Below are 26,642 nucleotides of genomic sequence, written 5' to 3'. Positions count from 1 at the left end.
TAAACTATACTGGTAAAACTATCACCTGTCTGTCCGGAAGGGAGAAGCAGGCAGCCCTTCCAAATTATATAAGTTAGGATTGACAGGATTGTCAGCCCAGGCATACCGCACATATTTTGGAACCGGAACCCCATCAGCTGATACCACAACTTTATTGCCGGTTATATAGGCTTTGGCCCATACAAACTTTTTATCTTCACCAGCAATTTCAAATTGAGATAGTGGTTCGCCATCAATTGCAGTAAGACCGCTTCCTGTATGGTTAAAACTGACAACTATAGTGTTGCCGTCAATTCCTGAAGACTCAAAAAGAGGTCCTGAATAAACCAGGTTCCGTTCTCCATAGCTAAAATGTCTCGCAATCAGGGAAAGGCGGTCTCCTACAGCTTTCTTGTTATCAGGATGAATGTCATTCCACTCCCCAAGATCGATCGTGACCGCCATTCCGGTATAGGGAACTTTCAGGGTTTGTAATGCTGCCTCTCTGATTACAGCCAGATTGCTTTCAACCGGGTGGTAATACATATCACCAAAATTTGGCAACTGTACATAATAAAAAGGGAGATCAGGCTGACCAAAATGGGTTCTCCAATCTTTGATCAGCTCAGGTAAAAATTTCCTGTACGCATTCGCATTCCCAACATTACTTTCTCCCTGGTACCACAAAATTCCTTTTAAAGCAGCGTTTGTAAGCGGTGCAATCATCGCGTTGTACAATGCTGCTGGCTGCCCCTGCTCTGATATCATATACGGGCCCTTTCTGGCGACCGGGAGATAGGATTCTCCAACTTTATACTGCCATTCTCCTTTGAGATCAAGCTTATGGTTGCCGGCCTCAAGATAATACGGTTTGTCAGGTACAAAACCTCCCTTTCCAGCTGTATTCTCCACCCTGATGACCAAAATATTTTTTCCAGGTTTCAGAATTCCGGAAGCCAGGCTGTATCTTCTTTGCGGATATTGATACCCTGTACTGCCGATTAACTGACCATTTATATAAAACTGATCTGCGTCAACGATCCTGCCCATATGGATGCGCGCTGTCATTCCAACCATATCCGCCGGGACATCGAGCTCCCGGCGGTACCAAACCACACCATTTAAATCACGTATCCCCTGATCTTCCCAGTATCCTGGTATATTCATATTTCTCCAACCCTTTGGCTGATATCGCGTTTCATACCATTTTAATTCGCCTTTCAGGCCCTGATCTGCTTCTTTTCTTTTACCCGCACTGGCTAAAGCTTTCCGGTTAATTCCATTGACAAACGAGGTATCTTTATTTCGCGTAATCAACTTCATTAACTCAGCATTATTTTTCAACCCCTCTTCACTTGTCCATGCTTCAATGGAGGAACCGCCAACACTTGAATTAATGATACCTATGGGAATCCCGTATTTGAGAAAAAGCTGCTTTGCGAAAAAATACGCAACAACCGAAAATTCATTGATATCCTTTGGATTGGCAGATTTCCACGAGCGCTGTGGCAAATTTTCCTTTGGCCCTGCTAAACTTGTTGTAGTTGGTATCCAATATTGCCGGATAGCAGGATAATTTGCGCCTGCAATATCAGCTGCATAAGTAATATTATGTAATCTCATCTGATGAACCATATTGGATTGCCCGGAGCATAACCACACATCGCCAATCAGAATATTTTCCAGCACAATTGTATTTTTTCCAATCAGCTTCATTTTAAAAGGGCCGCCTGCTTTCATGGCCGGAAGTTTTACCATCCATTTTCCACCGGCACCTGTAACAGTTTTTACATTTTTACCATTGAAGCTGACAGACACTTTTTCTCCCGCAGATGCCCAGCCCCAGATTTTAAGGGGTACTTCGCGTTGCAGCACCATACTATCGGCTATTAAACCTGGTAGTGTTATCTGTGAATAACCAGGCCCGATCAGTAAAAAGTAAAAGAATATAAAAACTGAAATTCGCCTGGTCTGGTCCATAAACTTGTGCTATCGATAAAACTGAATCCTGATTTACAAACTAAAGTATACAGTTCATTTTTCATCAACAAGACCACGGTACACAAACAGTACAGATTTGAACATTTGTTATTTTAATTTGTTCAATCGTTTAGTACGTCATCCTGCGCTGACTTTATAGACTGGACAAAAATCTAATTTCCCACGACTTCTGCTTTTCGTTTTAAATTTTTAAATTCAGAAGGCTGAATGCTGAACTTGGCTTTAAAAGCTTTTGCAAAGTAAGTAGGTGTGGCAAAACCAACCATGTAAGCAATTTGTGAAACATTCAGGTCACTCTTTTCGAGTAAAACAATGGCTTTATCAAGTTTAACAGACCGGATATATTCAACTGGTGAGAGTCCTGTTAATTCCAGTATCTTATAGTACAGTGTGCCTCTGCTCATTCCCACATGTTTACTTAAATCCTCCACTGAGAGTTTCGGGTTGGTGAGGTTTTCTTCAATATATAATACGACCTTATTTAATAATTTATCGCTATGCGATTCAATAAGGACCTCTGGCGTCTGAACCTTGATCTGTTTGGTATAAGTATCCTTCAGCGTTCTGTTTAAGAACAACAGATTTTTAATTTTATTATTAAGGATCTCAAAATTAAATGGCTTGGTCAGATAATCATTAGCACCGGTCTTCAATCCCCTGATCTGCTCGTCTTCTCCAGTTAAAGCAGTTAACAATATAATTGGAATATGATTGGTACGCTTATCAGATTTCACCTTACAGCATAACTCAATTCCGGTCATTAAAGGCATATTGATATCACTTACAATAATTTGCGGATGATGCGACAGTATTTTTTGCCAGCCCTCCTGTCCGTTTGATGCTTCATAAATCTTATAGAAGGATTTTAAACTATCTTTCAGATAAAATCTAAAATCCTCATTATCTTCTACTAATAAAATGGAAGTTAATTCAACCGGATCAACAAACGTGTCTTGTAGCTTAAGCACTTCTGGTTTGGATTCAGCCTTAACAGCACCTGAAAAATCTATCATGATTTCATCCATTGGTTCAATTGGTAAAAATGGAAGATAAATAATGAAACAACTTCCTGCTCCATATTCACTTTGAACAGTTATACTGCCACCGTGCATTTTAACAAACTCCTTCGTGATTGACAAACCAATACCACTGCCCTGATTGAGAATAGTACCGGCTGTATCCGTCTGAAAAAACCGCTCAAATATTTTCTCTTTATCATCAGCACCAATGCCAATACCTGTATCTGACACTTTAATAATTATACCTGGTTCTTCAGTAACAGTCCGGTCACTTTTCTCCACCTCTAAAGTTATCGTTCCGCCTGCCGGGGTAAATTTAAAGGCATTTGACAGTAAGTTAAACAATACCCGCTCGATTTTATCCTGATCAAAGGAAGTGTAAAATTCTCTGATCTGACTTTTAAATACCAATTGAATATGCTTGCGTTCACTCAGATCATTAAACGATTCCAAAACTTCTTTAATGAAAGGAACAAGCTCTGTCTCAGATGAATTTAACCTGAGCTCATGTTCTTCCATCTTTCTGAAATCAAGAATTTGATTTACCAAATTCAACAGTCTTCTTGCATTTCGCTTAATCATGACCAGCGGGCTGCTATCAGCGGCGTTTTTCTCTTCCAGTAACAATTTATCAACGGGTCCCATAATTAATGAAAGCGGAGTCCGGAACTCATGGCTTAAATTTGTCAGGAACTTTATCTTCAGTTTGTCCAAATCATTTAAACGTTCAATTTCCTTTCTTTCCTGGTCTGCTTTCATGCGTTCCTGAACTTCGGCAAACTTCTTTTTCAACTTCTGAATTCCTCTGTGTCTGCTATATAACAGTGATCCAATGATGACGATTATATAGCAAAGGTAAGCGTATGTGGTGCGCCAGAACGGGGGCTTTACATGAATGTTGATTACCGTTCCTGCGGTATTCCATAGTCCGTTGTTGTTGCTGGCTTTCACATGAAATACATAATCACCCGGATCAAGATTGGTATAGGATACGGATTTAGAAGTCCCTGCTTCAATCCAGTCCTTATCAAATCCTTCCAGCCGATAGGAATATTTATTTTGTTCCGGAGCGGTATAGTTTACACTCACATAACCAAGTGTGAAATTTTGTTTGTAATCCAGATTAATCTCTTTGGCTACAGAAATATGATCCTTAATAGGTCCGTCATCTGATGCTTTTACGGAATTATTATTGATCCTTAAATCAGTAAACATGACGGACGGGACATTTTTGTTTTGTTTAAAGTATTGTGGATTAAAGTAATTGAAACCCTCAGCACCTCCAAAAAAAATCTCTCCATCAGCAGAACTGAAGCCAGCTCCGAGCACGAAATTATTGTTCTGGACACCGTTATAAATGCCATAATTGGTAAACTTCTTAGTTTTTCGGTCAAAACTACTGATCCCTTTATTTGTACTCACCCAAATTTGCCCTTTCAGGTCTTCAACTATCGCATAAACGGTTGCATTATTCAGCCCGCTTTTTTCAGAAAACGTAATAAATTGTTTTGTTTTGCGATCGAAAAGGCTCAGGCCTCCGCTAAATGTCCCTACCCAGATATCTCCGGCACGATCCTTTAACATACATAATGTCAGATTATTTGGTAATTTACCAGAAGCCTTATCATACAGGGTAAACTTTTGGCTAAGGGGATTAAATACCGCAATTCCTGAACCGTAAGAGCCTATCCACATATCACCATTATCGTCTTCCTCAATAAATCTGACAAAATTATTTATCGGATATTCTGCTTCGTTTGTCCCGCTTGCATTTTTACGATACCTGAAAATGACTTGATTGGCTGAATTCATAATATTGACCCCACCACCATTTGTACCAACCCATATTTTCCCTTTGCTATCTTCTTTGACACAAAATATATCATTGGAATTTAATTCATCTGCACGGTTGCCTGCCTTAAACTGCTGAATTTTTTCTGTTCCTGTATCCATAACAAACAGCCCTTTTGAATAAGTGCCGATATACAGCTTTTTAGCGCTGGTCATTTCCATCACCATAATCGAGATGCCAGCTGAAGAAGATCCGTTTGCCAGCGGCATATTGATATGCCTGAAAAGTTCTGTTTTACGGTTGAATAAATTCAGCCCCCCGCCATCTGTTCCCACAAAGATTTCATCTTTATTATAGCCTGCAAAGGAGGTCACCACTGAACCGTTTAATCCTCTCTGGTCAAAAATATTACTTTGTTTTAAGTGAAACAGATTAAGGTTGATGTCATACTTATTGATGCCTCCACGAAAAGGACCAACCCAGGATGTGCCCTGTTTGTCTATATACATGCAATTTATTGATTTGCCTGTCAAACTGTAAGTGTTTCTTGAATCCGGCTTATACTTGGTAATTTCTCCTGTTTTAATGTCCAGAATATTTAAGCCTTCATCTGTACCAATCCACAACTGGTTCATGTCATTGGCTACCACACTTTGTATCGTATTACTTGACAATGATTTATTATCATCAGCTTTATGTTTTAAATTCCGAAAGCTCTTCGCATCAGGAAGCAGCATGCTCAGTCCGTTTTTCGTACCTACCCACAAATTTCCAAGACGATCTTCAACAATTCCGGCTATATAGTTTCCACTGATGCTGGCAGCATCTGATGCCGAATGCTGAAAAAATATAAATGAATTGGTTTTCCGGTTATACAGGTACAACCCGTTATTAGTTCCGATCCACATCCTGCGTCTGCTATCTTCATAAAGACAACTGATTAATGTAGCGGGAAATACTTGCCGGTTTTTAGACCGGATAGCAAATTTTTTGACCTTTTTACTTACAGGATCAACCAGATCAAGACCATTAAAAGTTGCCACCCATATTTTCCCTGTATAATCGCTGCAAATGCTGCGGACGATATCACTGCTCAGGCCAGCATGGGTATTGGCCGGGAGATTTATAAAAGAGTTTTTTTTCCTGTCATATAAACTGAGCGAACCTCCGGAACTGCCCACCCATAAATTACCGGATTTGTCTTCATGCAGTGCCCTGATATCATTGGCCTGAAGGCCGGTAGAATCATCAGATTTATGTTTATATACCGTAAAATTCGTTCCGTCAAATTTATTGAGGCCATCTTCGGTCGCAAACCACATTAACCCATAACGGTCTTTTAAAATAGCATTAACTGTATTGGAAGAAAGTCCGTCTTTTGAATTCAGAGAGGTGAAGTTTATTTTCTGCTGTTGTGCATATCCAGCTTGTAGTATACAGATAGTGCTTAGAAATAAGCAGTAAGCTCTTTTAAAAATGACCCGGTTTAACATTGTTGCTCAGTTACCTAAAGTTACATAAAATAATTATACCTGAGGAATATTAATCTAAAAGAAATACAGATTAATAACCATTAAGCATCATTATTCCTAATGAAATCCTTTAATTAGGGAAAACAGATACACTGGTATATTTGGTTAGACAACTAAAGTAACGACAAAACGAGCACCTAACCATCACAAATGTCTATTTTTATGCTACATAAGTTCAAAACACCTCCTGATGGTCATTCATACACCCAAACTGCAGGAAACATTCGTGTTATCAAAATAAAGAAATGAACTATAAAGGACAGCGAACTATTTATAGCTTTATAACAAACTATTCAGTTTTTAAGTTCAATTATGAAAACTCAACTATTCAAAAGGCTCCTCCTGTTTTCGATGCTGCTTTCCTGCATGTGGTCATTAAGCAGTTATACTTTTTCACTTGCTGAAGAAACTAAGGGATTAAAAGATTATTATAAAAAATACTTTCCAATAGGCGTAGCCATCACCCCGGCCGATATCAAAGGCGCTGACCGCCAAATGATTTTGCAGCACTTTAATAGCATAACCGCTGAAAACGCAATGAAAATGGGCCCTTTGCATCCGGAGGAAAACCATTTTTACTGGAAAAATGCGGACTCCATCGTAGCCTTCGCGATAGCAAACAAATTAAAAATCCGTGGTCACTGCCTGGTCTGGCATACCCAGGCCCCGCGCTGGCTATTCAGAGGAGCTGACAGAAAATCTGTAAGTAAGGAGATCTTATTAGAAAGACTGAAAAATCATATCAATACTGTAGTCAGCCGCTATAAAGGAAAAATCTATGCCTGGGATGTTGTGAATGAAGTTATTGACGATGATACAGCTTATTTCCGCAAGACACCTCTCTTTGAAATAGCCGGGGAGGAATTTATTGAGCAGGCATTCCGGTACGCACATCAGGCAGATCCAAAAGCCATTTTATTCTATAATGATTACAATACAGAAAACCCTGTAAAAAGAGAGAAGATCTACCGCATGCTTAAAAAACTACTTTCACGCGGTGTCCCGATACACGGGATTGGATTGCAGGCACATTGGTCTGTCAATACACCAGGTCGTGAAGAACTTGAAAAATCAATCAAAATGTTTTCCTCACTAGGATTAACTATTCAATTTACTGAGCTTGATATTTCCGTATATGCGGGTAATCAGGGGGGACAAATCGTCAGGGGACAAAGGGATACAACGGCTGCAGTTTTCACCAGAGAGATGGAAGAAAAACAGCTGGAAAAGTACAGGATGGTCTTTGAAGTGTTTCGAAAATATAAAAAGAACATTAGTGGCGTAACCTTCTGGAACTTATCCGACAGGTATAGCTGGCTCGACAATCGTGGCAAAAAGAACTTCCCTTTACTGTTCGACACCAATCTGCAACCCAAAAAGGCCTATTATGAGGTCATCAGGTTCTAAAATAACTCACCTTAAAAAAGAGCCTGTATCATAAATCATGATTCAGGCTCTTCTTCGTTTTAAAGGACTTCTTTCTTCCTGATCTTAAGTAATTTAGGGCAAAATATTTCTGCTGATATTTGATTTAACAACTTGATTTTCATATATTTAAGCTGCAAACATTAGTAGAATATGTCAGTAAGAAAACCTATTTTCAGACCCTACCACCAGGATCAGCTCATGGCGCTCCCGCCTAATCTTGATGATCTAATCCCTACAGACCATACCGTAAGAATCGTCAATGATGTGATCAATGCAATCAATGTTGAACCACTTCTAAAAGCCTATCACGTACGTGGTGGCTCTAATTATCACCCGCTTATGCTTTTAAAAGTATTGGTTTATGGATATCTCACCAATATTTATTCCAGTCGTAAGTTAGCTGAAGCCTGCAGGGAAAGAGTTCCTTTTATGTGGCTGAGCGCGATGAATAAGCCTGACCACAATACGATCAACCGTTTTCGTGGGGTACGCCTTAAACATGCACTTCGCAGTGTTTTTGAAGAAGTTGTTAAGCTGCTGGCCAAAGAAGAGCTGCTGAGTATTGACCAGGTTTATACCGATGGGACCAAGATTGAAGCTAATGCCAATAAGTACACTTTTGTCTGGAAGAAATCAATCCAGACCAACAAGGAAAAGATGAAAAAGCAATTGGACGAGATCTGGAATTACGCACAAAGTGTTGCAGCCGATGAGGATATGATGCCTGAGCCACCCACTGCGACCACGATCAATAAGGAAAGTGTTAAGGCTACTGTTGAAAAGCTCAATAAAGTTCTGGCAGACAATGATCAGGTTGATAAAAAGGTAAAAGCAAAGCTCAGGTACATTAACCAGAACTTTCCTGTAAATATTGATAAATATGAGCAGCAGGAGGTTATTCTTGGAGAAAGAAACAGCTATAGCAAAACCGATACTGATGCTACATTTATGAGAATGAAGGAGGATCACATGTTAAATGGTCAGCTCAAACCGGCATATAATATTCAGATATCGACTTCTAACCAGTTCATTGTAAATTACACCATCCACCCAAATCCAACGGATACCACCACTTTAAAAACTCATCTGGAGCAGCATGAAAGTAGCTTTGGCAAAGTACCCAAAACCCTTACTGCAGATGCAGGATACGGCTCAGAAGAGAACTATACGCTGCTTGAAGGAAAGCAAATGGAAGCTTATGTGAAATACAATCTGTTTGACAAGGGCCAAAATGATACCTATAACAAAAAATACCCTTTTGCCGCAGATAAGTTGTTTTACAATAATCAGCTGGACGTTTATATCTGCCCGATGGGACAGCAGATGCATTACATCGGTGACACCACTAAAAAAACAACTACCGGATTCAAGCAGATCTACAGAAACTACCAGGCTAAAAACTGCAGTAAATGTCCTTTAAACGGCATTTGCCATAAATCAAAAACCAACCGCATCATGGAGATAAATGTTAACCTGAAAAGGTTAAAACAAAAGGCTCATGAACTGTTAAATACTGAAGAAGGAATAAGACATCGAAAAAAGCGATGCTTCGATGTTGAACCGGTCTTTGCAAATATTAAACAGAATCACGGATTCCGCCGCTTCATGCTCCGGGGCAAAGAGAAAGTGGAGATAGAATGGGGTTTATTAGCTATCGCACAGAACTTAAGGAAAAAAGCAGCCTAAGAAAGGCACTTTTTGCTGTTATTAGTCGAAATAACCAGTACAAATCCCAAAACTCCAAAATGGAGTAGTTATAAAATACTAAACACATAAAAAAGGCTGATCATTTTTTTTATCAATGATACAGCCTCTTTGTAATGTTAAGAGCGTATATCCGGATTAGTAAGTACTGTCATTTCCACTATAGCCAAACCAACTGTAAACAGCCTGATTATTTGACACCTTACCTGCTGAGGTTGCATAAATCCCATACAAAGATCCAACAAAACCTTTAGCAACAGCAGTACTTAGAAATTTGCCATCCAGTTTATCTGCCAGCAGCTTCCAGTTTTTATTTGACGAGCCATACCAGAATGAATAATGGTCTTTATCGGAACTGATTTTGAAATATACTTTATTTTGAGATTTGGGTAAAACAATCTGTTTTAGTAAATCCATTTGATTTGAAGCCGGATTACCTTTGAATAGTTGAATTACATTCTTTTTATTGTCAATGGACTTGCACATATAGTAAAAATGGTTCTCGTTTTGAAAGATGATGAGTCCAGCTTTTTCATTTTCATTTTGAGCAGAGAAATCCATTTCAGTAGAGGCTGAGCTGTTCAGATGCTGCTGCCTTCTTCCAATAAAAGCAGGATTTCCTTTCTCCAGAATTGTTTCCGGCAAAAGATTTATGGTGAGCGCGTTTTTATTTTTCCGGAAACTATACCAGTCAGGGTTGTTAGTGCGTAAAAACAAAAACTGGGTATTCAAACTGTCTTTAAACGCGACCTTAAGACTAAAGTTCCCGGTAATTGGCAATTGGTCAGCGTGCTTCTGCTCTTTCCAGTTTACGTTATATTTGTATTGTACTTCTTTGTAATCAGCATTGATAATTGGCCAGCCATCCACCCATTTTACAGGCGCAATAAAAGTTTCACGGCCCGTATTGTAAAAATCTCCTGCATAAGGACGAACACCCAGGAATACAGCATAAGTATTTCCATCAGGTCCCTCTACCAAATCAGCATGACCAACTGAAGATATTGGATTTTTTCTGCCTGGATCCAGATGCCTTTGGGTAAGGATAGGATTTTTTTCATAGGGAATATAAGGTCCGCGGACATCCTTACTTCTGAAAATCACCTCAGAATGATTGACACTGGTTCCGCCCTCGGCTGCCATCAAATAATAAAAATCATTTCTTTTGTAGATATGAGGTGCTTCAATCCAAACAGGTTTTTTACTGAGGTCTACTCCACCATTGACCAGGATCTTTTCAGCTCCTTTCACCTTCAGCGTCGTCAGATCAAGTTCATAAATCCTGACCGTCCTGTGTCCGCTATATAAAGATTTATTTTCCGGAGGATCGCTGTTATAGATAATAAATGCCCGATCACCCTCAAAGAACAAAGATGGATCAATGCCTCTTGCTTCTTTAATATATACGGGATTACTCCATGGACCGGCCGGATTCGTGGCTGTGATAATAAAATTCCCGCCATGATCAATATCTGTACAAGTGATATAGAAAATCCCGTTATGATGATTTATTGCCGGTGCAAACAAGCCTCTTGATACCTGTTCTCCCATAAAATCCATTTGCGATGGCCGGCTAATGGCACTGCCAATCTGCTTCCAGTTTTTAAGGTCTTTACTATGTAAAACAGGTATCCCCGGGAAATAAACAAAAGTCGAGGTGACCATGTAATAATCTGATCCTGCTTTACATATAGCAGGATCGGGATAAAACCCCGGAAGAATAGGATTTTCTAAAGTCATCTGAGCCCGGACACCCGAAAAAAAAGTGGTCAGTACTACTAAATAAGAAAAAAAGATGCGCATTTTTTTAGGGATGTAATTTGAATAAAATAAAGAGATTGAATCATCAGCCGCTGATTATCCAAAGCTACCGGGCTAAAAAAAAGAAAGCTCGCTCATTTGTTGATTTTAATGTAAAAAATGTATCTGGAGGGCCAATTTACCTTTACAGACAGCCGGTTCCCTGAAATCTTAGCATAAAACAGCTATTAAACATTTGTTATACAATTGATGACAAACGAACACCTCCTGCCCTGTTGAGATCTATATTTTTATCCTCCAGGTTATATCGGTCAGTTAATTTGACAAACCAGGTATCTAAAGGCAAATTATGTATGAAATTTATTAGCAGATCGATTATAATTCTGTGTACGTTAAGTACACTTTATATAAAAACCAGCGCAGAAGATGGCCATCAACTCTGGTTGAACAAGCGGCCCGCAATCGATGTAAATATCATTTGCGCCAAAAAATCGGCTGTATTGGACATTGCCATAAAAGAGCTGACGGATGGATGGCAAGGGCCTTCCGGTAAGAGGTTTACGCTCCATATATCTCCTGAAAAATCAATTAAAGGAGATGGTTTTATTTTAGACGATGCCGGCATAAGAGCAAATACCGAGTTTGGGATCCTTTATGGCACTTATGAGGTATTGCGCCGTCAAAAGACAGGAAAAACGGCCGGTAATTTAGCGTCCAATCCTTCCTATATGCATCGCATTCTTAACCACTGGGACAATTTAGACGGATCAGTGGAACGCGGGTATGCAGGTTCCTCCATCTTCTGGAGAAATGAAAAAAACTCACTTACGGTTACCGAAAAGGATAAAATACTTTGGCGTGAATATGCCAGGGCCAATGCATCCATAGGAATCAATGGTACCGTACTTAATAATGTAAATGCCTCCCCGCTAATCTTAACTTCTGTCTATTTGAAAAAAGTGAAAGATATAGCCGGAGTTCTGCGTCCTTATGGCGTGAAGGTTTATCTCTCTGTTAATTTTTCCTCACCAGTAAAAACAGGAGGGCTAAAAACCTCAGATCCTTTGGATCCTGAAGTAAAAAAGTGGTGGGCCACGAAATTAAAGGAAATATACAGTTTGGTTCCTGACTTTGGCGGCTTTTTAGTGAAGGCCAATAGTGAAGGACAACCCGGCCCGCAAGACTTTGGACGCACCCATGCTGATGGTGCCAACATGATAGCCGACGCACTAAAACCTTACAAAGGAATAGTCATGTGGAGGGCTTTTGTCTATAGCCCATCAGATAAGGACCGTGTGATGCAGGCCTATTCAGAATTCTTACCATTGGACGGACAATTCCGGGAAAATGTTATTATTCAGATCAAAAACGGGCCGCTGGACTTCCAGCCACGCGAGCCTTTCAGTCCCCTTTTTGGTGCATTGAAAAAAACTGCCGTAATGCCAGAGCTTCAAATCACCCAGGAATATCTGGGACGTGATATACAATTGGTCTACCTGTCTCCCATGTGGGAAGAATTTCTTAAAAGTGATACTTATCAGGAAGGAAGCGGAAGTACTATAGCGCGGCGTACAGCTGGAAATCTTTACCCTCAGCAATTTACAGCCATTGCTGGCGTAGCTAATATTGGATTAGACTCCAATTGGTGTGGTCATGATTTTGCACAGGCGAACTGGTATGCGTTTGGACGTATGGCCTGGAATAATGAAATGGGCAGTGGGGACATTGCAGAAGAATGGCTGAAACAAACCTTTGTACAAAATGAGCCTGACTTTATTAAGCCGGTAAAAGCCATGATGATGGCCAGCCGGGAAGCAGCAGTCAATTATATGATGCCCCTGGGCCTGCATCATATTTTTGTGGAGAACCATCATTATGGCCCTGCACCATGGTTTGCGAATAAAAACTTAAGGCAAGACTGGACCTCTGTATATTACCATCAGGCAGATACCAATGGCATTGGTTTCAACCGGACAAATACAGGAAGTAACGCAATAAGTCAGTACCGGGAACCCCTGGCTTCCAGATTTAACCACCCCGAAACCTGTCCTGAGATTTACCTGTTATGGTTTCATCACCTTCCCTGGGATTACAAAATGAAAAACGGGCGCATATTATGGGATGAAATGTGCTATAAATATGCTAGTGGAGTAAATGAAGTGCGTAAATTCCAGAAAATCTGGGATCAGGTTCAGCCTTATGTTGATCACCAGCGTTTCTATGCAGTACAGCGTAAACTGCAGCGTCAATGCCGTGATGCTCAAATCTGGAAAGATGCGTGCTTACTTTATTTTCAGCAATTCAGCAAACGACCTGTCCCATTTGATATAGAGCGGCCAGTTCATGATCTGGAATACTTAAAGAACACTCCGCCATCTGCTATATATAATTAACCTCAATAATCAGCACGAGATCAAATCAATGAACGAAAATCAAAACAAGCTAAAAATCGCCATCGTTACGGGTGGCGGTTCGGGAATCGGCCTGGCCATTGCAACAGAATTTATCCGGAACAATATTTATACAATAATTATCGGACGTGACGAATTAAAACTTCAAAAAGCTAAAGAGAAATTGGGGGAATTATGCGAGACGATTACGTTTGATTTGAGTCAGCTTGATGGCATTCCTTCCCTTATCCAGCAAATAGCTGCCAGACATCAGCAAATTGATATCCTTGTCAATAACGCAGGTATCAATATGAAAAAAGAATTCTGCGAGGTTACCGATGCTGATTTTATGCAGATCATTCAAACCAATGTCTTATCGGTATTCAGTATATCAAGGGAAGTTGTCAGCGCTATGCTTCCATTTAAATCCGGCTGTATCCTCAACATAAGCTCGATGGCTGCACAATATGGCATACCCAAAGTAATCGCGTACACCGCAGCAAAAAGTGCAATAGAGGGCATGACTAAAGCCATGGCCGTTGAACTCTCCCCAAAAGGGATCCGTATCAATGCAATTGCGCCAGGTTTTATTTACAGCAACATGTCGGCTAAGGCATTGGATAGTGATCCTGAACGAAAAGCAAAAGTTTACTCCCGCACGCCAATGGGATATCTTGGAGAACCGGAAGACATTGGAACAACAGCAGCTTTTCTGGTTTCTGATGCTGCAAAATACATTACAGGAGTAATATTGCCTGTTGATGGGGGAAATTCAATTGGTTTTTAATAAAGAAAAATATGTTAATGGAACAAACTATGCGCTGGTTCGGCCCAGGCGACCCTGTTAGCCTGCAGGATATCAGACAAGCCGGTTGCAGTGGCGTTGTGACTGCGTTACATCAAATTGCTATTGGGGATATCTGGACAGTTGATGAAATTGAGGAACGGAAAAAAATAGTCGAAGCCGCAGGCTTAACCTGGACGGTAACAGAAAGCCTTCCTGTTCATGAAGACATCAAAAAACAAAAAGATAATTTCCAGCACTACATAGAAAACTATAAGCAAAGTCTTAAAAACCTGGCGGCGTGCGGGATGAAAGTGGTCACTTATAACTTCATGCCCATCCTGGACTGGATGAGAACAGATCTGCAGTATACTTTGGATAACGGAAGTAAAGCTTTACGTTTTGAAAAATCAGCATTTATTGCCTTTGATTTGTTTTTACTCCAAAGGCCTGGTGCTAGTCATGAATATACTGCTGAAGAGCAATCAAAAGCGAAGCAACGCTTTGAGACCATGACTTTAGCTGAAAGATCCTCCTTGTTTAAAACTGCGATGCTGGGTTTACCGGGAAGTGATGAGCCCTTTACAAGGGAACAAATTCTGACAGCACTTGAAACTTATCAGGGTATAGATGCTGATCAGTTAAAAACTCATTTACTCCATTTTTTAAGAGAGATTACACCTGCAGCTGAATTGGCGGGAATAAAATTGGCTATTCATCCCGATGATCCACCTTATCCAATCCTGGGATTACCCAGAATTGTGAGTACAGAACAGGATGTCAGAGAAATATTTGAAGCTGTGCCCTCACCTGCAAATGGCTTATGTTTCTGTACAGGTTCCTTTGGAGCAAGACCAGACAATGATTTATCCGGTATGGTCAGACGTCTGGCCGGACGTATTCATTTCCTTCATCTGCGGAGCACTCAGCGTGATGAGCAGGGAAATTTTTACGAAGCCAATCATTTAGAGGGGAATGCTGGTATGGCTGAGGTCGTAAAGGAAGTCATTTTACTGTCCAAAAGAAAAAATATATCCATTCCTATGCGTCCCGACCACGGACACCAGATGCTCGATGATTTTAAAAAAAAAACTTATCCCGGATACTCAGCCATAGGAAGGTTAAAAGGCCTTGCCGAATTGCGTGGCCTGGAAATGGGGATTTCGTATTCACTTACAGCAGAACAACTATGATGAAGAAACTTATTTTATTCCTGCTGATGATCGGTTTGAATAGCTTTGCCAGGGCTGCTGGTATTGATCCGTTCATCTCTAAAAAATATGTACCAGGCAGTTTCTGCATTGCACGGGGAGAAAAAACGGCTAACCTTATAGTCAGTGACAATGAATGGAAAGGCGTAGTCAGGGCCGCCAAAGATCTTCAGGATGACTTCAGAAAAGTAACCGGCAAACCCGCAGCGCTCCATACCGGTCAGGTAGCCCCGATGTCGATTATTATCGGTACCATTGGCCACAGCACAATCATTGATCAGTTAATTAAAACCAATAAAATTAACCCGTCCGGCGTTTCTGGAAAATGGGAAACTACTTTAATTCAAGTGGTAAAAAATCCTGTACCAGGGATAGATAGTGCACTTGTGATTGCCGGCAGCGATAAGCGGGGAACCATCTATGGAATTTATGAACTGTCCAGCCAGATAGGGGTTTCACCCTGGTATTACTGGGCCGATGTGCCGCCGCAAAAGAGCAATACACTGTATGTTATTTCTGGCCGTCACGTCACTACTACACCCGCTGTAAAATACAGGGGCATATTTTTAAATGACGAGGCACCAGCTTTATCAGGGTGGTCCAAAAAAGAATTTGGTGGTTTTAATCATAAATTTTATGAAAAGGTCTTCGAACTGATCCTTCGTCTTAAAGGAAATTACCTGTGGCCGGCCATGTGGGGAAGCGCTTTTAACGATGACGACAAGATGAACCCTGTTCTGGCCGATGAATATGGCATCGTAATCGGCACTTCCCACCACGAGCCACTGACAAGGGCCCATGATGAATGGAGAAGGTACAAAGGCGGTAAATGGAACTATGAACAAAATCCGGAACAACTCAAAGCATTTTGGGAAAGTGGCCTGAAACGCGTTGCGGATAAAGAGCAAATTATAACTGTAGGCATGCGGGGAGATGGTGATGAACCGATGACTGAAGGAACAGCGACTGCTTTGCTTGAAAAAATCGTCAGGGATCAGCGGGAAATCATTACAAAAGTAACCGGAAAACCAGCAGACCAGACCCCACAGCTCTGGGCATTGTATAAGGAAGTCCAGTCTTATTATGATAAAGGCATGCGTGTACCGGATGATGTGACCTTGCTCCTTTGTGATGACAACTGGGGGAATATCAGAAAACTTCCTGCTTTAACGGAAAAACCAAGGACCGGCGGATACGGGATTTACTATCATTTCGATTATGTGGGCGGCCCAAGGAATTATAAATGGATCAATACCAATTCAATCCAGAAAATATGGGAACAAATGAACCTGGCCCATCAGTACAATGCCAACCAGATCTGGATTGTAAATGTTGGTGATTTAAAACCTATGGAGTTTCCAATTCAGTTCTTTTTAGATTATGCCTGGGCACCGGATGCCATTCCGGCTGAAAAACTGAAGCAATATACGATTAACTGGTGCAGCAGGCAATTTGGGACGAAATACGCTTCAGAAACTGCCGGTATCCTGGAGACCAGTTCAAAATACAATAGCAGGATAAAACCAGAGCTACTGAATGAAAACACCTATAGCCTGGTAAACTACAGGGAATTTGAAAACGTTGTCAATAATTACAAGACACTTGAAAACAGGGCCAGACTGATCTTCAATCAGCTGGATAAAGACAGGAAAGATGCTTATTACCAATTGGTTTCACATCCCATTGAGGCCAGTGCAAACCTCCATGAACTTTACTACACTATTGCGAAAAACAAGCTTTATGCTAAACAAAGCCGGATACGGACAAATAAGCTCGCCGAAAAAGCAGATTCCTTGTTTAAAAAAGATATAGAGATTACACATTTTTATAACAAGATCATGGCTGGTGGTAAGTGGGACCATATGATGGATCAAACCCATATTGGTTACACAAACTGGCAGGAACCCGAACAAAACAAAATGCCTGAAACTTATAGAATTGCAGCAGCCAGTACAAGCCTTGGTTTGGCAATTGAAGGGTCAGATATCAGCTGGACCGGGAAAAACAGGATCAACAAAGATTTTCCGGTATTGGATAACCTGAATAATAAAAAACATTATTTTGAGCTTTTTAATACCGGTGCCGGTAAGCTGACCTATAACATTACTGCTCCGTCTTATGTCATCATTAAAGAAAAAAAGGGGATAATTCAAGATGAAAAAAGAATTGATTTAAGTATAGACTGGACAAGAGCCCCCAAAGGTAAAGCAGTGACTCTGATCACTATTAACGGAAGTGACGGTACTGAATTAACCCTTCCAGTCCCAACTTATTACAACAAAACATTTAATGGTCAGGCAGGAAATTTATTTTTTCCTCAAAGCGGATATATTGCCATAGAGGCCCCCCATTATACAAAGGCTGTCAGGAGCAAAACTGTTTCCTGGAAAACAATTCCGGGTTATGGTAAAACTTTAGCCGGAGTAATTCCGTTTCCGGTCACCTCTGCTGCTCAAAAACCAGGTAAAAACAGTCCTCACCTTACTTATGATATTTACCTTGATCAGGCAGGTACCTATACCCTGAACTCATTCATTTCGCCAACGATAGACTTTACAAACACTGATGGTTTAAAGTTCGCTATTTCCATAGATAATAATCCTGCAACCATCGTCAACATCAGTAAGGATTATCAAACCGAAGCAGCCTGGGGACGATCAGTAGCCAATAGCATTAAAATCTTTAAAACATCCTTAAAATTTGATAAACCAGGAAAACATACTTTAAAATACTGGATGGTGAATCCTGGTGTAGTACTACAAAAACTCGTACTGGATCTTGGTGGGTTAAAACCAAGCTTTCTGGGACCTCCTGAAACATTTAAAAGCAATTTAAAATAAACAAGTTACAACCTATCCTAAAATCATGAATAAACTTAAACAGCATTCAGCCCTCGCTATTACCATAGCCATGCTGGCTACAACTACAAGTTCGTGTCAGCAGCCTGCTCATACGGCAGGCACGAAAACCACAGATACGACAAAAAAAATAAAATACCTTTCTCAGCCTCTGATTTCCGAAATTTATACCGCAGATCCGTCTGCCCATGTTTTCAATGGTAAAATATATATTTATCCTTCACATGATATTGAAGCAGGTACACCAGAAAATGACAATGGCGATCATTTTGACATGCGGGATTACCATATTCTGAGTATGGATAGTGTCAGCGGTAAGGTTACAGACCACGGTGTGGCTTTAAGCATCAAAGATATTCCATGGGCAGGCCGGCAACTCTGGGCTCCTGACGCTGCGTTTAAAAATGGCACCTATTATCTCTATTTCCCTGTTAAGGATAAACAAGATATATTCAGAATCGGTGTAGCAACCTCAAAAAACCCAGCCGGGCCATTCAAAGCGGAACCAAAACCAATTGAAGGAAGTTATAGCATAGATCCTGCGGCTTTCACGGACACAGATGGGAATACTTACTTATATTATGGTGGCATCTGGGGAGGTCAGCTACAACGCTGGAATAATGGAAATTATAATGCTGATGGTTCTAAAACTGATTCAGGCAAAGAAGATGAACCTGCCCTTACTGCTAAGGTAGCAAAGATGAGCGCTGATATGTTAAGTTTTGACGGACCAGTAAAAGATGTGGTAATTTTAGATAAAGCTGGTAAGCCACTGTTAACTAAAGACCATAACAGAAGATTTTTTGAGGGCGCATGGATGCATAAATACAATGGCAAATATTACTTTACGTATTCAACTGGTGATACGCATTTTCTTGCCTATGCAACCAGCGATAGTCCTTATGGGCCTTTTATTTACCAGGGAACGTTTATGGAACCTGTTCAGGGATGGACTACACATCATTCTATCATAGAACAAAAAGGCAAATGGTATATTTATTATCATGACACCCAGCTATCCGGAAAAACACACCTGAGAAACATCAAAGTAACCGAACTGAAGCATAACGCAGATGGAAGTATACAACTGATAAAGCCTGTACTGCAATAAAAACAGAAGCTTAGCATAAACCCTGTGATCTGCTTTAAATGAAAGCAGGTCACAGGGTTTTTTATTTAATGCTTATTGATAACCGTTATTCTGTGGATATTTCGGCCCCGATAATACCGCATCAATTAAGGTTTGCGGGATCGGTCTTCTGGTATGAAAATCCTGAATGTTAGGTGCACCAATTGCATTGTACATTTTTACACGTCTAACCAGCTGCCTGGTCCTCACCAGATCGTACCAACGACGCGGATCCCCATAAAGTTCGCGGGAATATTCTTCCAAAATCAAATCCATACCGTTGGGCGAGCTGCCTGTACTGGTATTGTTGGGTATACTTAATTGAGAAAGCTGTTCGCTGGTCAGGGTCATCGCAGCAGCATTTGAAGCATTTGCCGAAGCCATAGTTTCCTCAGTTACGCGGAACTGATTTTTAGCAACAGTTTGTGCATCTGCTGGTGTCCGGTAAGCTGCTCTTTGCCTGATCACATTCAGTGATGTTGCTGCCGCATTAACATTACCCAGCATATAATTAGCTTCTGCATTCATCAGATAAACTTCAGAAAATCGCATTAAAACAATTGGTCTGCTCGAAAAGTCGAGTATTCCGGTACGTGCAGGATCATCAAACTTTTTCACTGTTGGAAAAATAGTGTTGTTAAATTGCTTTGGAGTAACGATTAACCCTTTAAAGGCATCCCGGCGGGCCATGGTAACATCCGTACTAGGCATCAATATAGCAGTATCACCATCCACAGGCCGTTGATATGCGCTTAACGAAACATTAGAAGCAGGTATCAGCTTCCCTTTCACTCCACCAGTACTGGTTAAACCTGCAGCTACATTTGTATTACAAATCCAGAAGGTCTGGAAAGTCGCATCATATCGCGTGTCATGTACCTGATCTTTGAAGGCTACATTCATTGTATAGGGTACATTTGGTGCCAGACGCGTATAGGGACGCCCGTTATACACGTCGCGGAGCATACCCGATTTAGTAGAGAGTTTTTGCGGTACGGCATCAACTCCAGCAACATTATCTACCCCAGGCCCTACGTAGTTAAAGCGCTGCAATACATAAAGCTGGTTGATCCCATAACCGCCTGAGCCTTGCTGAACATATCCTGAATATTGAGGATCTGAGATCCCGTAATCAATATTGAACATATTTTCCTTACCATAATCATTGACAGGTTTATGAACATCATTATAGTTTTGCCACAAGCTGAGACCATAGGTACCCTTATTGGCAATCAGATTCGCTGTCAGCTCTGCCGCCTTCTGAAAATCATCAGCATGTTTGATTTCTGTATAACCTCTGGTCAGGTAGACTTTGGCCAGAAAAGCATTCGCTACAGCAACAGTAGCAGTTTTACCAACTCCACCTGCCGAGAACGGATTTGAACCGGTAATGGTATTTGGTAATGCAGCTGCCGCCTCTGTAAGATCCTGGATGATCAGGTCGTAGATTTCAGTAAGCTGGGCCGGTTTATCTTCTGAGGAAGCTTGTGTAATAAAAGTTGTATGTAAGGGGATACCACTTTTTTGTGTAGCCGTTAGTCCGCCATAGGTTTGCACCAGGTAAAAATAGATGAAACCACGAAGAAACTTTGCCTGGGCAACGTATTGAGTTCTTGCAGTGACATCAGTAATCGATGAAGCGTATTGTAAAACGCCATTAAGGGTATTAATATCTACATACAGTCCCATTATATCAGGTGTATTGGAAGAATTTATACCGTTATAGGAATTCAGGATCGGGGCAATAGTTCCGGCGCTGCCACCAGAAATATTTTCATCAGTACCATTATAATAGAAAACAAGGCCTTCGCCTGAAAAAGCACCTCTTAAGTCATTGTACACACCTGTAACGGCTGCCTGAACACCACCTGGTGTACCAAAATAATTAGGATATAGTCCAGCTCTCGGGCTTTCGTTTAACACCTTTTTACAACCACTGTCTATCATTAACACTGCTAAAGCAGCAATTACAAAGCTGGTTTTATTAAATATTCTCATCTCTATTTCAATTTAGAAGCTTGCATTAATACCAAAAATAAAATCACGTGTTTGCAGTCCCGGACTGATCCCTACACCACGATAAGGCGCTCCGTTAGGATTATTGGGATCAAAACCGCCAATGTTACCACTTGCTGATACAGCCGCCGGAGCAATTGCATTAGATCCTGCAACATTATAAACAGACTCTGCATCAGGAACGGAAAAACTATTTTTTCTGATCGGTGCATAGATAAAGAACGGATTGGTCACGTTGGCATAAACCCGCAATGAATTCATACCTAAGCGTTTTACTAGCTTTCCTGGCAAATTATAACCTAAATTGATACTTTTCGCCCTGATGAACGAGCCATCATAATATTGTAATGTTGAATAATAGCTGCCCTGGTTCTGAGCATTTGGCTGAGGAAATGCATTGGTTGGATTGTCAGGTGTCCAGTAATCAATAACCGGCTGATTGTGACGACCGATATTCAGAAACTGCCATCCGTTTAAGGCAGAGTTAGAAGAAGATACGTAGGGAACAATGGTAGTAAATTTCATTCTGCCCTGGATAACTATACTCAGGTCAAAATTTTTGTAGCTAAACCTGTTAGTTAGACCCAGGGCATACTTAGGCTGAAAATTGCCTATAAGCTGATTATCATTGGCATCAATTTTTCCGTCTTTATTAAAATCCTCAATTTTGATCTGCCCGGGTTTGGCGCCAAAAGCAGCAGCCTGGGCCGCTTCGTTACTCTGCCATATCCCTATTTTCTTCAGATCATAAATAACGCTTAACGGCTGCCCCACAAACTGACCTGCTCCTATATTAGTCAGCCCACCATTCGGTAACTCTACCACACGCTCGCGGCTAAAGGCAATATTAAAATCTGTTGACCAGTTGAAGCCACCGGCTTTTTGAATATTAACGCTGCTAAGCGTAATCTCCAGCCCTTTATTGGCAGATGTACCTAAGTTAGAAGCCTGGTTACCTGCACCATTGGTTATTGGTAACCTGTTTCCAAGAATGATATCTGTAGTTTTTGTTTTGTATACCTCTACCGAACCGGTAAGCCTGCTTTTCAGCAATGAAAAATCCAAAGCGATATTATATTCACCGGTACGCTGCCAGGTCAGATTTTCATTGACCAGTGTAGTTACCCGCACGCCCTGCGCATTTCCCGCAGCGGTGCCACCATATTGATATTTACTGGAACTTAACTGCCCTAAAGTTCCATAAGGATTTATAGTACTTATAGTTGATGTTTGTCCGTAACCGGCACGCAGTTTCAAATTGTCTATAAAGGTAAACTGCTTCATGAAGTTTTCATTGCTGATTATCCAGCCTAAACCTACAGATGGATAAGTGGTACGCTGATGTCCTTTGGCCAGCGCAGAGTTGGCATCAGAACGAATAGTAGCGGTTAAGTTATATTTATCGTTAAAGGTATAGTTTAAACGGCCAAGGAATGATATCAGCCCCTGTTCAGCGAATGTGCCGTTTACAGCAGTGATGGTAGAAGCCAGCCCCAGATTAGCATTCCGGTTAGCATCCGAAGGAATACCTGTGGCATTAATGCTGGAGTTTTCATTGTGCTGAAGCTCAGTAGTAAAACCTGCTACAAAATTAACGCTGTGCTTTTTAGCAAAGATGTTATCGTAGGTCAGTAAATGCTCCTGAGCCAGGCGATACTGATAATTGTTAACTGTACTGGCATTGGTCTTGGCTATCGTTACAATGTCTGCTCCATTGATCCCGTTGTAGGTTCCCTGTAAGGACTGCGAAAAATTATAATTCAAACTATAGCGGTATTTTAAATGGTCAAACGGAGTTACCTCTGCATAAACAATGTCGTTGTGTATAAATCCACGTGTATTGTTGTAATACTGATCTGGACTGCGCCCCGGCAATAAAGGGTTTATAGTGGTCGCATCAAGCTGATCAATCTGAGGCAGAATATTTAAACTCCCATCAGCATTAAAAGGATAAGTTAACGGGCTTATAAATCTCGCATTCTGCAATTGATCTCCTCCTCCTTCATTTATTAGCCGTAGTGTAGTCAGCGTACTCAATCCAAACTTGAGGTACTTATTTAATTTATGATCAATAGTACCATTTAATGATATCCGTTTAGTTGAGTTATTTGGTTGCAGCGCTGTATTTACACGGTAACCTAAACCAACAGTAAACTGCGTTTTCTCCGTTCCGCTTGAGACTCTTAAGCTTTGATCCCAGACCATCGCGCTTTTTAACAATAAATCAGGATAGTTAGTGCTTATTCCTTCGCTCAGTGCGCGCTTCTGTATATCGGTCAGAGCATGAGGATTTGTGCTCCCGCTACCCTGCATGATCGCCCCTTGCAGCGCATCTTCCTGGAGTTTTGCAAATTGTGTTCCATTCAGGAGCTTCAGGTCTCCCTGGAGCGTGTTGATCCCCACATAAGAATCATAAGAGGTAACAGTTTGTCCCACACGGCCACGATTAGTGGTCACCAAAAGTACTCCACCGGAAGCACGGGAACCGTAAATAGCAGTGGCAGAAGCACCTTTCAATACATCAATGCTTTTAATGTTATTCGGATCAATATTTTCAATGGAGTTATAATAAGGCTGTCCATCCAGCACAATCAGTGGTCCGTCTGTACCAGGAGCTGCTCCTATAGTCCGGTTACCACGCAGGCTGATGATAGGCCCATTACTGCTATTCACTACATCTAAACCGGCTACACGGCCTTTCAACTGTTCAATAACGTTGGAAGCGGGGATTTCCTGCAAGGTTTTGGCACTAATTGTAGCTATTGTTCCGGTAACATCCTGTCTTTTCAAAGAGCCGTAGCCCACAACAACCACTTCATTAAGATCACGGTTATTTTTCACAAGAGATATTGTACCAAGATTGCCGGACTGCGGGGTTATTGCTTTCTCTAAATCCGTATAACCAATGTAAGAAATGGTTATTTTAGTGGTATTAGCCGGAATCTGTAATGTAAAATTACCGGTATTGTTTGTACTGACACCAGTGTTTGTACCACTGATTTTAACAGACGCCCCGATCAGGGACTCTCCTTTTTCATCTACAACCTTTCCACGTATGGAGATTGTTTGTGCAAAAAGGGATAAGGAAAATCCATTTACTAATACTATAATCAGTATGATTTTCCAACATTTCATAAATCTAAGTTTTATCATAAAAGCTCATTAATTTGGTTATTTGGTTGATAAAAATGAATGCCCCGTATTTATAAGGGACTTTAATCCTGCTGTAATACACTGGTTTTTTTCAGGTTTGAGTTTTGATCATTATGGTGGTTTTAATATTTGGTTAAGGTTTATTGAGCCCGGTAAAAGAGGACCATAATGATTTCGTTTTTCTGATCAGCACAAAAAAATATTCAGCCAGGCAAAACAATCGGTCTGGCTAAAATAAATCATAACTATGGCGATTCAAATGTGCATGGTTTAGTCAAAACCTAATGTTACGTTTCATCAAAATGATATAACTAATGTTCAATAGCCGCCAAATTTTGTACACAATGAAATTATACGGTTATCAAATTGAGCACCGGGCAATATCAGTCTGGAATAAGCGTACTACAGAGGTGCAACAGGACAGCGTGAAATTTAATTTTTGATGAAAGATGACACAGACATTTGTAGTATAACTATAAACATCAGTGGCACACTTTCTCATATAACTTATTCAAATTAGCTATAGTGGTATTTAAAGCCTCACTACCTCAAGAATCAACCAAATATTTAAATAAATCTTACCAATTATGAAAAAAAAAATTTTACAGATTGCTACGGCAATTTTACTGCTCGCCACGGGTTGTAGTAAAAATCAACCTCAACCCGAATTAGCCCCTGAAACCATCGGGAAAAAACAACAAGGTACAAACGCAGCAATTTTAGCAACAGCGACGGTCGACGCGAATACTGTGCAACAAAAAATACAGGGCTTTGGGGGAGCAAGTATTTTAACCTGGATTGCTGATCTTACAAGCGACCAGAGAACTAAAGCCTTCTCTACCAGTTCTGGTATAGGGCTGAGTATACTTCGTGTCATGGTACCTACGAACAGCAGCAGTTTTGCAGCTGAAAAACCTACCATAGACGTGGCTAAAAGTTTCGGTGCAAAAGTTATTGCACAAGCCTGGAATGCACCACCGAGTATGATGAACGGGGTACATTTAAATACTGGATCATACGCCGCATATGCAGCTCATTTGAAAGCCTACAATACAGCTGTGGGTGGTGTTTACGCTATCAGTCCGTTTAATGAACCCAATTACTCCCCATCAGGATGGATGGAAGGTACAGCAACCGAGGTGGCTAATTTCGTTGCTGCACAAGGAAGCAATTGCGGTGCTCCGATAGCTGGACCGGAACCGCTTAATATGGGCCAGACTTTCATTAACACTTATTTAGCAAATACCGCTGCAAAATCCAAAACCAGTTTTGTATCCGGACATATCTATGGTGCCCCTCCTTATAATCTAGGAAACATTGGCAAAGAAGTCTGGATGACTGAACACTATACCAATTCCAGTATCAGCGGTAATGATTGGGGAAATGCAATGAATGCAGCCAAAGAAATACATGATTGTATGAACGTAGGATGGTCTGCATATGTATGGTGGTATATACGCAGGTCTTACGGGCCAATAGATGAAAGCAGCAATATCACCAAACTTGGCTATGTATTAGCCCAGTATGCCAGATACGTTCGTCCTGGATATAATAAAATATCCTGCACGTCTAACCCTTCATCTGGTGTATATGTTACGGCATATAAAAGCGGAACAAAATTGGTGATGGTTATTGTCAATCAAAATTCCGCAGCGACTTATCAGGACTTTAATTTCAGCGGAATTAATGTGGCTGGCTTTAATCGCTATTTTACCACCAGTTCAGCAAACCTCAGTACAAACAGTTTTGCTGTAACAGGCAGTAGTTTCGGCGTAAATCTCGCTCCTTCAAGCGTTACGACATTAGTATCCTATTAATGTTTTCAAGGTAGTTTGACAGCATTTCAAACTTCAGTAAGCATAAGATAGAAATTAAGAAGGCACCG

General features: G+C 40.8%; 13 protein-coding genes. 8 read left to right on the top strand and 5 right to left on the bottom strand.

The window, feature by feature from the left end; all coding sequences use genetic code 11:
- Positions 1-21: 21 nt before the first annotated feature.
- Positions 22-1,959, bottom strand: a complete 1,938-nt coding sequence (locus AB3G38_RS22795) for a sialate O-acetylesterase (protein ID WP_367865995.1) — start codon at positions 1,957-1,959, stop codon at positions 22-24.
- A 173-nt stretch (positions 1,960-2,132) separates the two neighbouring features.
- Entirely contained in the window at positions 2,133-6,284 is a 4,152-nt protein-coding gene (locus AB3G38_RS22790; RefSeq protein ID WP_367865994.1) for a two-component regulator propeller domain-containing protein, read from the bottom strand.
- A gap of 351 nt (positions 6,285-6,635) precedes the next feature.
- Between AB3G38_RS22790 and AB3G38_RS22785 the strand changes: the two genes are divergently transcribed.
- Both AB3G38_RS22785 and AB3G38_RS22780 read left to right on the top strand, forming a co-directional pair.
- Positions 6,636-7,730: an endo-1,4-beta-xylanase gene (locus AB3G38_RS22785; RefSeq protein ID WP_367865993.1), complete on the top strand. Its 1,095-nt coding sequence runs from the start codon at positions 6,636-6,638 to the stop codon at positions 7,728-7,730.
- 171 nt (positions 7,731-7,901) lie between these two features.
- The gene (locus tag AB3G38_RS22780) at positions 7,902-9,437 is read left to right on the top strand and encodes an IS1182 family transposase (protein ID WP_367864238.1); all 1,536 of its coding nucleotides are present in this window, start codon (positions 7,902-7,904) and stop codon (positions 9,435-9,437) included.
- A gap of 156 nt (positions 9,438-9,593) precedes the next feature.
- Here AB3G38_RS22780 and AB3G38_RS22775 read toward each other — a convergent pair whose 3' ends face one another.
- Positions 9,594-11,258: a glycoside hydrolase family 43 protein gene (locus AB3G38_RS22775; protein ID WP_367865992.1), complete on the bottom strand. Its 1,665-nt coding sequence runs from the start codon at positions 11,256-11,258 to the stop codon at positions 9,594-9,596.
- 311 nt (positions 11,259-11,569) lie between these two features.
- On the opposite strand from AB3G38_RS22775, the gene AB3G38_RS22770 reads away from it, so the two are divergent.
- Genes AB3G38_RS22770 through AB3G38_RS22750 form a run of 5 tightly spaced genes read left to right on the top strand, consistent with a single transcriptional unit; the run spans position 11,570 to position 19,570 of the window.
- Positions 11,570-13,609 carry an alpha-glucuronidase gene (locus AB3G38_RS22770; RefSeq protein WP_367865991.1) on the top strand — a complete coding sequence of 680 codons (2,040 nt, stop codon included), beginning with the start codon at positions 11,570-11,572 and terminating at the stop codon, positions 13,607-13,609.
- 28 nt (positions 13,610-13,637) lie between these two features.
- Positions 13,638-14,393 carry an SDR family NAD(P)-dependent oxidoreductase gene (locus AB3G38_RS22765; RefSeq protein WP_367865990.1) on the top strand — a complete coding sequence of 252 codons (756 nt, stop codon included), beginning with the start codon at positions 13,638-13,640 and terminating at the stop codon, positions 14,391-14,393.
- Positions 14,394-14,410: 17 nt separating this feature from the next.
- Positions 14,411-15,583 (top strand): mannonate dehydratase, encoded by a 1,173-nt coding sequence (gene uxuA / locus AB3G38_RS22760; protein WP_367865989.1) that lies wholly within the window; start codon positions 14,411-14,413, stop codon positions 15,581-15,583.
- A complete protein-coding gene (locus tag AB3G38_RS22755; protein WP_367865988.1) occupies positions 15,580-18,441 on the top strand; it encodes a glycosyl hydrolase 115 family protein in 2,862 nt (953 codons plus the stop codon). Before uxuA ends, AB3G38_RS22755 begins: the two co-directional genes overlap by 4 nt.
- 25 nt (positions 18,442-18,466) lie before the next feature.
- Positions 18,467-19,570 carry a glycoside hydrolase family 43 protein gene (locus AB3G38_RS22750; protein ID WP_367865987.1) on the top strand — a complete coding sequence of 368 codons (1,104 nt, stop codon included), beginning with the start codon at positions 18,467-18,469 and terminating at the stop codon, positions 19,568-19,570.
- A gap of 72 nt (positions 19,571-19,642) precedes the next feature.
- On the opposite strand, the gene AB3G38_RS22745 is transcribed toward AB3G38_RS22750, so the two are convergent.
- Both AB3G38_RS22745 and AB3G38_RS22740 read right to left on the bottom strand, forming a co-directional pair.
- A complete protein-coding gene (locus tag AB3G38_RS22745; protein WP_367865986.1) occupies positions 19,643-21,586 on the bottom strand; it encodes a RagB/SusD family nutrient uptake outer membrane protein in 1,944 nt (647 codons plus the stop codon).
- A gap of 12 nt (positions 21,587-21,598) precedes the next feature.
- Positions 21,599-24,739, bottom strand: a complete 3,141-nt coding sequence (locus AB3G38_RS22740) for a SusC/RagA family TonB-linked outer membrane protein (RefSeq protein WP_367865985.1) — start codon at positions 24,737-24,739, stop codon at positions 21,599-21,601.
- Positions 24,740-25,344: 605 nt separating this feature from the next.
- Between AB3G38_RS22740 and AB3G38_RS22735 the strand changes: the two genes are divergently transcribed.
- Positions 25,345-26,574, top strand: a complete 1,230-nt coding sequence (locus tag AB3G38_RS22735) for a hypothetical protein (RefSeq protein ID WP_367865984.1) — start codon at positions 25,345-25,347, stop codon at positions 26,572-26,574.
- The last annotated feature ends 68 nt before the right edge of the window (positions 26,575-26,642 follow it).

Source organism: Pedobacter sp. WC2423 (assembly GCF_040822065.1).
Taxonomy (GTDB): domain Bacteria; phylum Bacteroidota; class Bacteroidia; order Sphingobacteriales; family Sphingobacteriaceae; genus Pedobacter.
Note: the sequence above shows the minus strand (reverse complement) of the source record. Positions and strands in the feature narration are given on the sequence as shown.

Excerpts from the sequence above, each read along its gene's own strand:
- AB3G38_RS22795 (WP_367865995.1), bottom strand. The coding sequence starts at position 1,959 with ATGGACCAGACCAGGCGAATTTCAGTTTTTATATTCTTTTACTTTTTA.
- AB3G38_RS22790 (WP_367865994.1), bottom strand. The coding sequence starts at position 6,284 with ATGTTAAACCGGGTCATTTTTAAAAGAGCTTACTGCTTATTTCTAAGC.
- AB3G38_RS22785 (WP_367865993.1), top strand. The coding sequence starts at position 6,636 with ATGAAAACTCAACTATTCAAAAGGCTCCTCCTGTTTTCGATGCTGCTT.
- AB3G38_RS22780 (WP_367864238.1), top strand. The coding sequence starts at position 7,902 with ATGTCAGTAAGAAAACCTATTTTCAGACCCTACCACCAGGATCAGCTC.
- AB3G38_RS22775 (WP_367865992.1), bottom strand. The coding sequence starts at position 11,258 with ATGCGCATCTTTTTTTCTTATTTAGTAGTACTGACCACTTTTTTTTCG.
- AB3G38_RS22770 (WP_367865991.1), top strand. The coding sequence starts at position 11,570 with ATGAAATTTATTAGCAGATCGATTATAATTCTGTGTACGTTAAGTACA.
- AB3G38_RS22765 (WP_367865990.1), top strand. The coding sequence starts at position 13,638 with ATGAACGAAAATCAAAACAAGCTAAAAATCGCCATCGTTACGGGTGGC.
- uxuA (WP_367865989.1), top strand. The coding sequence starts at position 14,411 with ATGGAACAAACTATGCGCTGGTTCGGCCCAGGCGACCCTGTTAGCCTG.
- AB3G38_RS22755 (WP_367865988.1), top strand. The coding sequence starts at position 15,580 with ATGATGAAGAAACTTATTTTATTCCTGCTGATGATCGGTTTGAATAGC.
- AB3G38_RS22750 (WP_367865987.1), top strand. The coding sequence starts at position 18,467 with ATGAATAAACTTAAACAGCATTCAGCCCTCGCTATTACCATAGCCATG.
- AB3G38_RS22745 (WP_367865986.1), bottom strand. The coding sequence starts at position 21,586 with ATGAGAATATTTAATAAAACCAGCTTTGTAATTGCTGCTTTAGCAGTG.
- AB3G38_RS22740 (WP_367865985.1), bottom strand. The coding sequence starts at position 24,739 with ATGAAATGTTGGAAAATCATACTGATTATAGTATTAGTAAATGGATTT.
- AB3G38_RS22735 (WP_367865984.1), top strand. The coding sequence starts at position 25,345 with ATGAAAAAAAAAATTTTACAGATTGCTACGGCAATTTTACTGCTCGCC.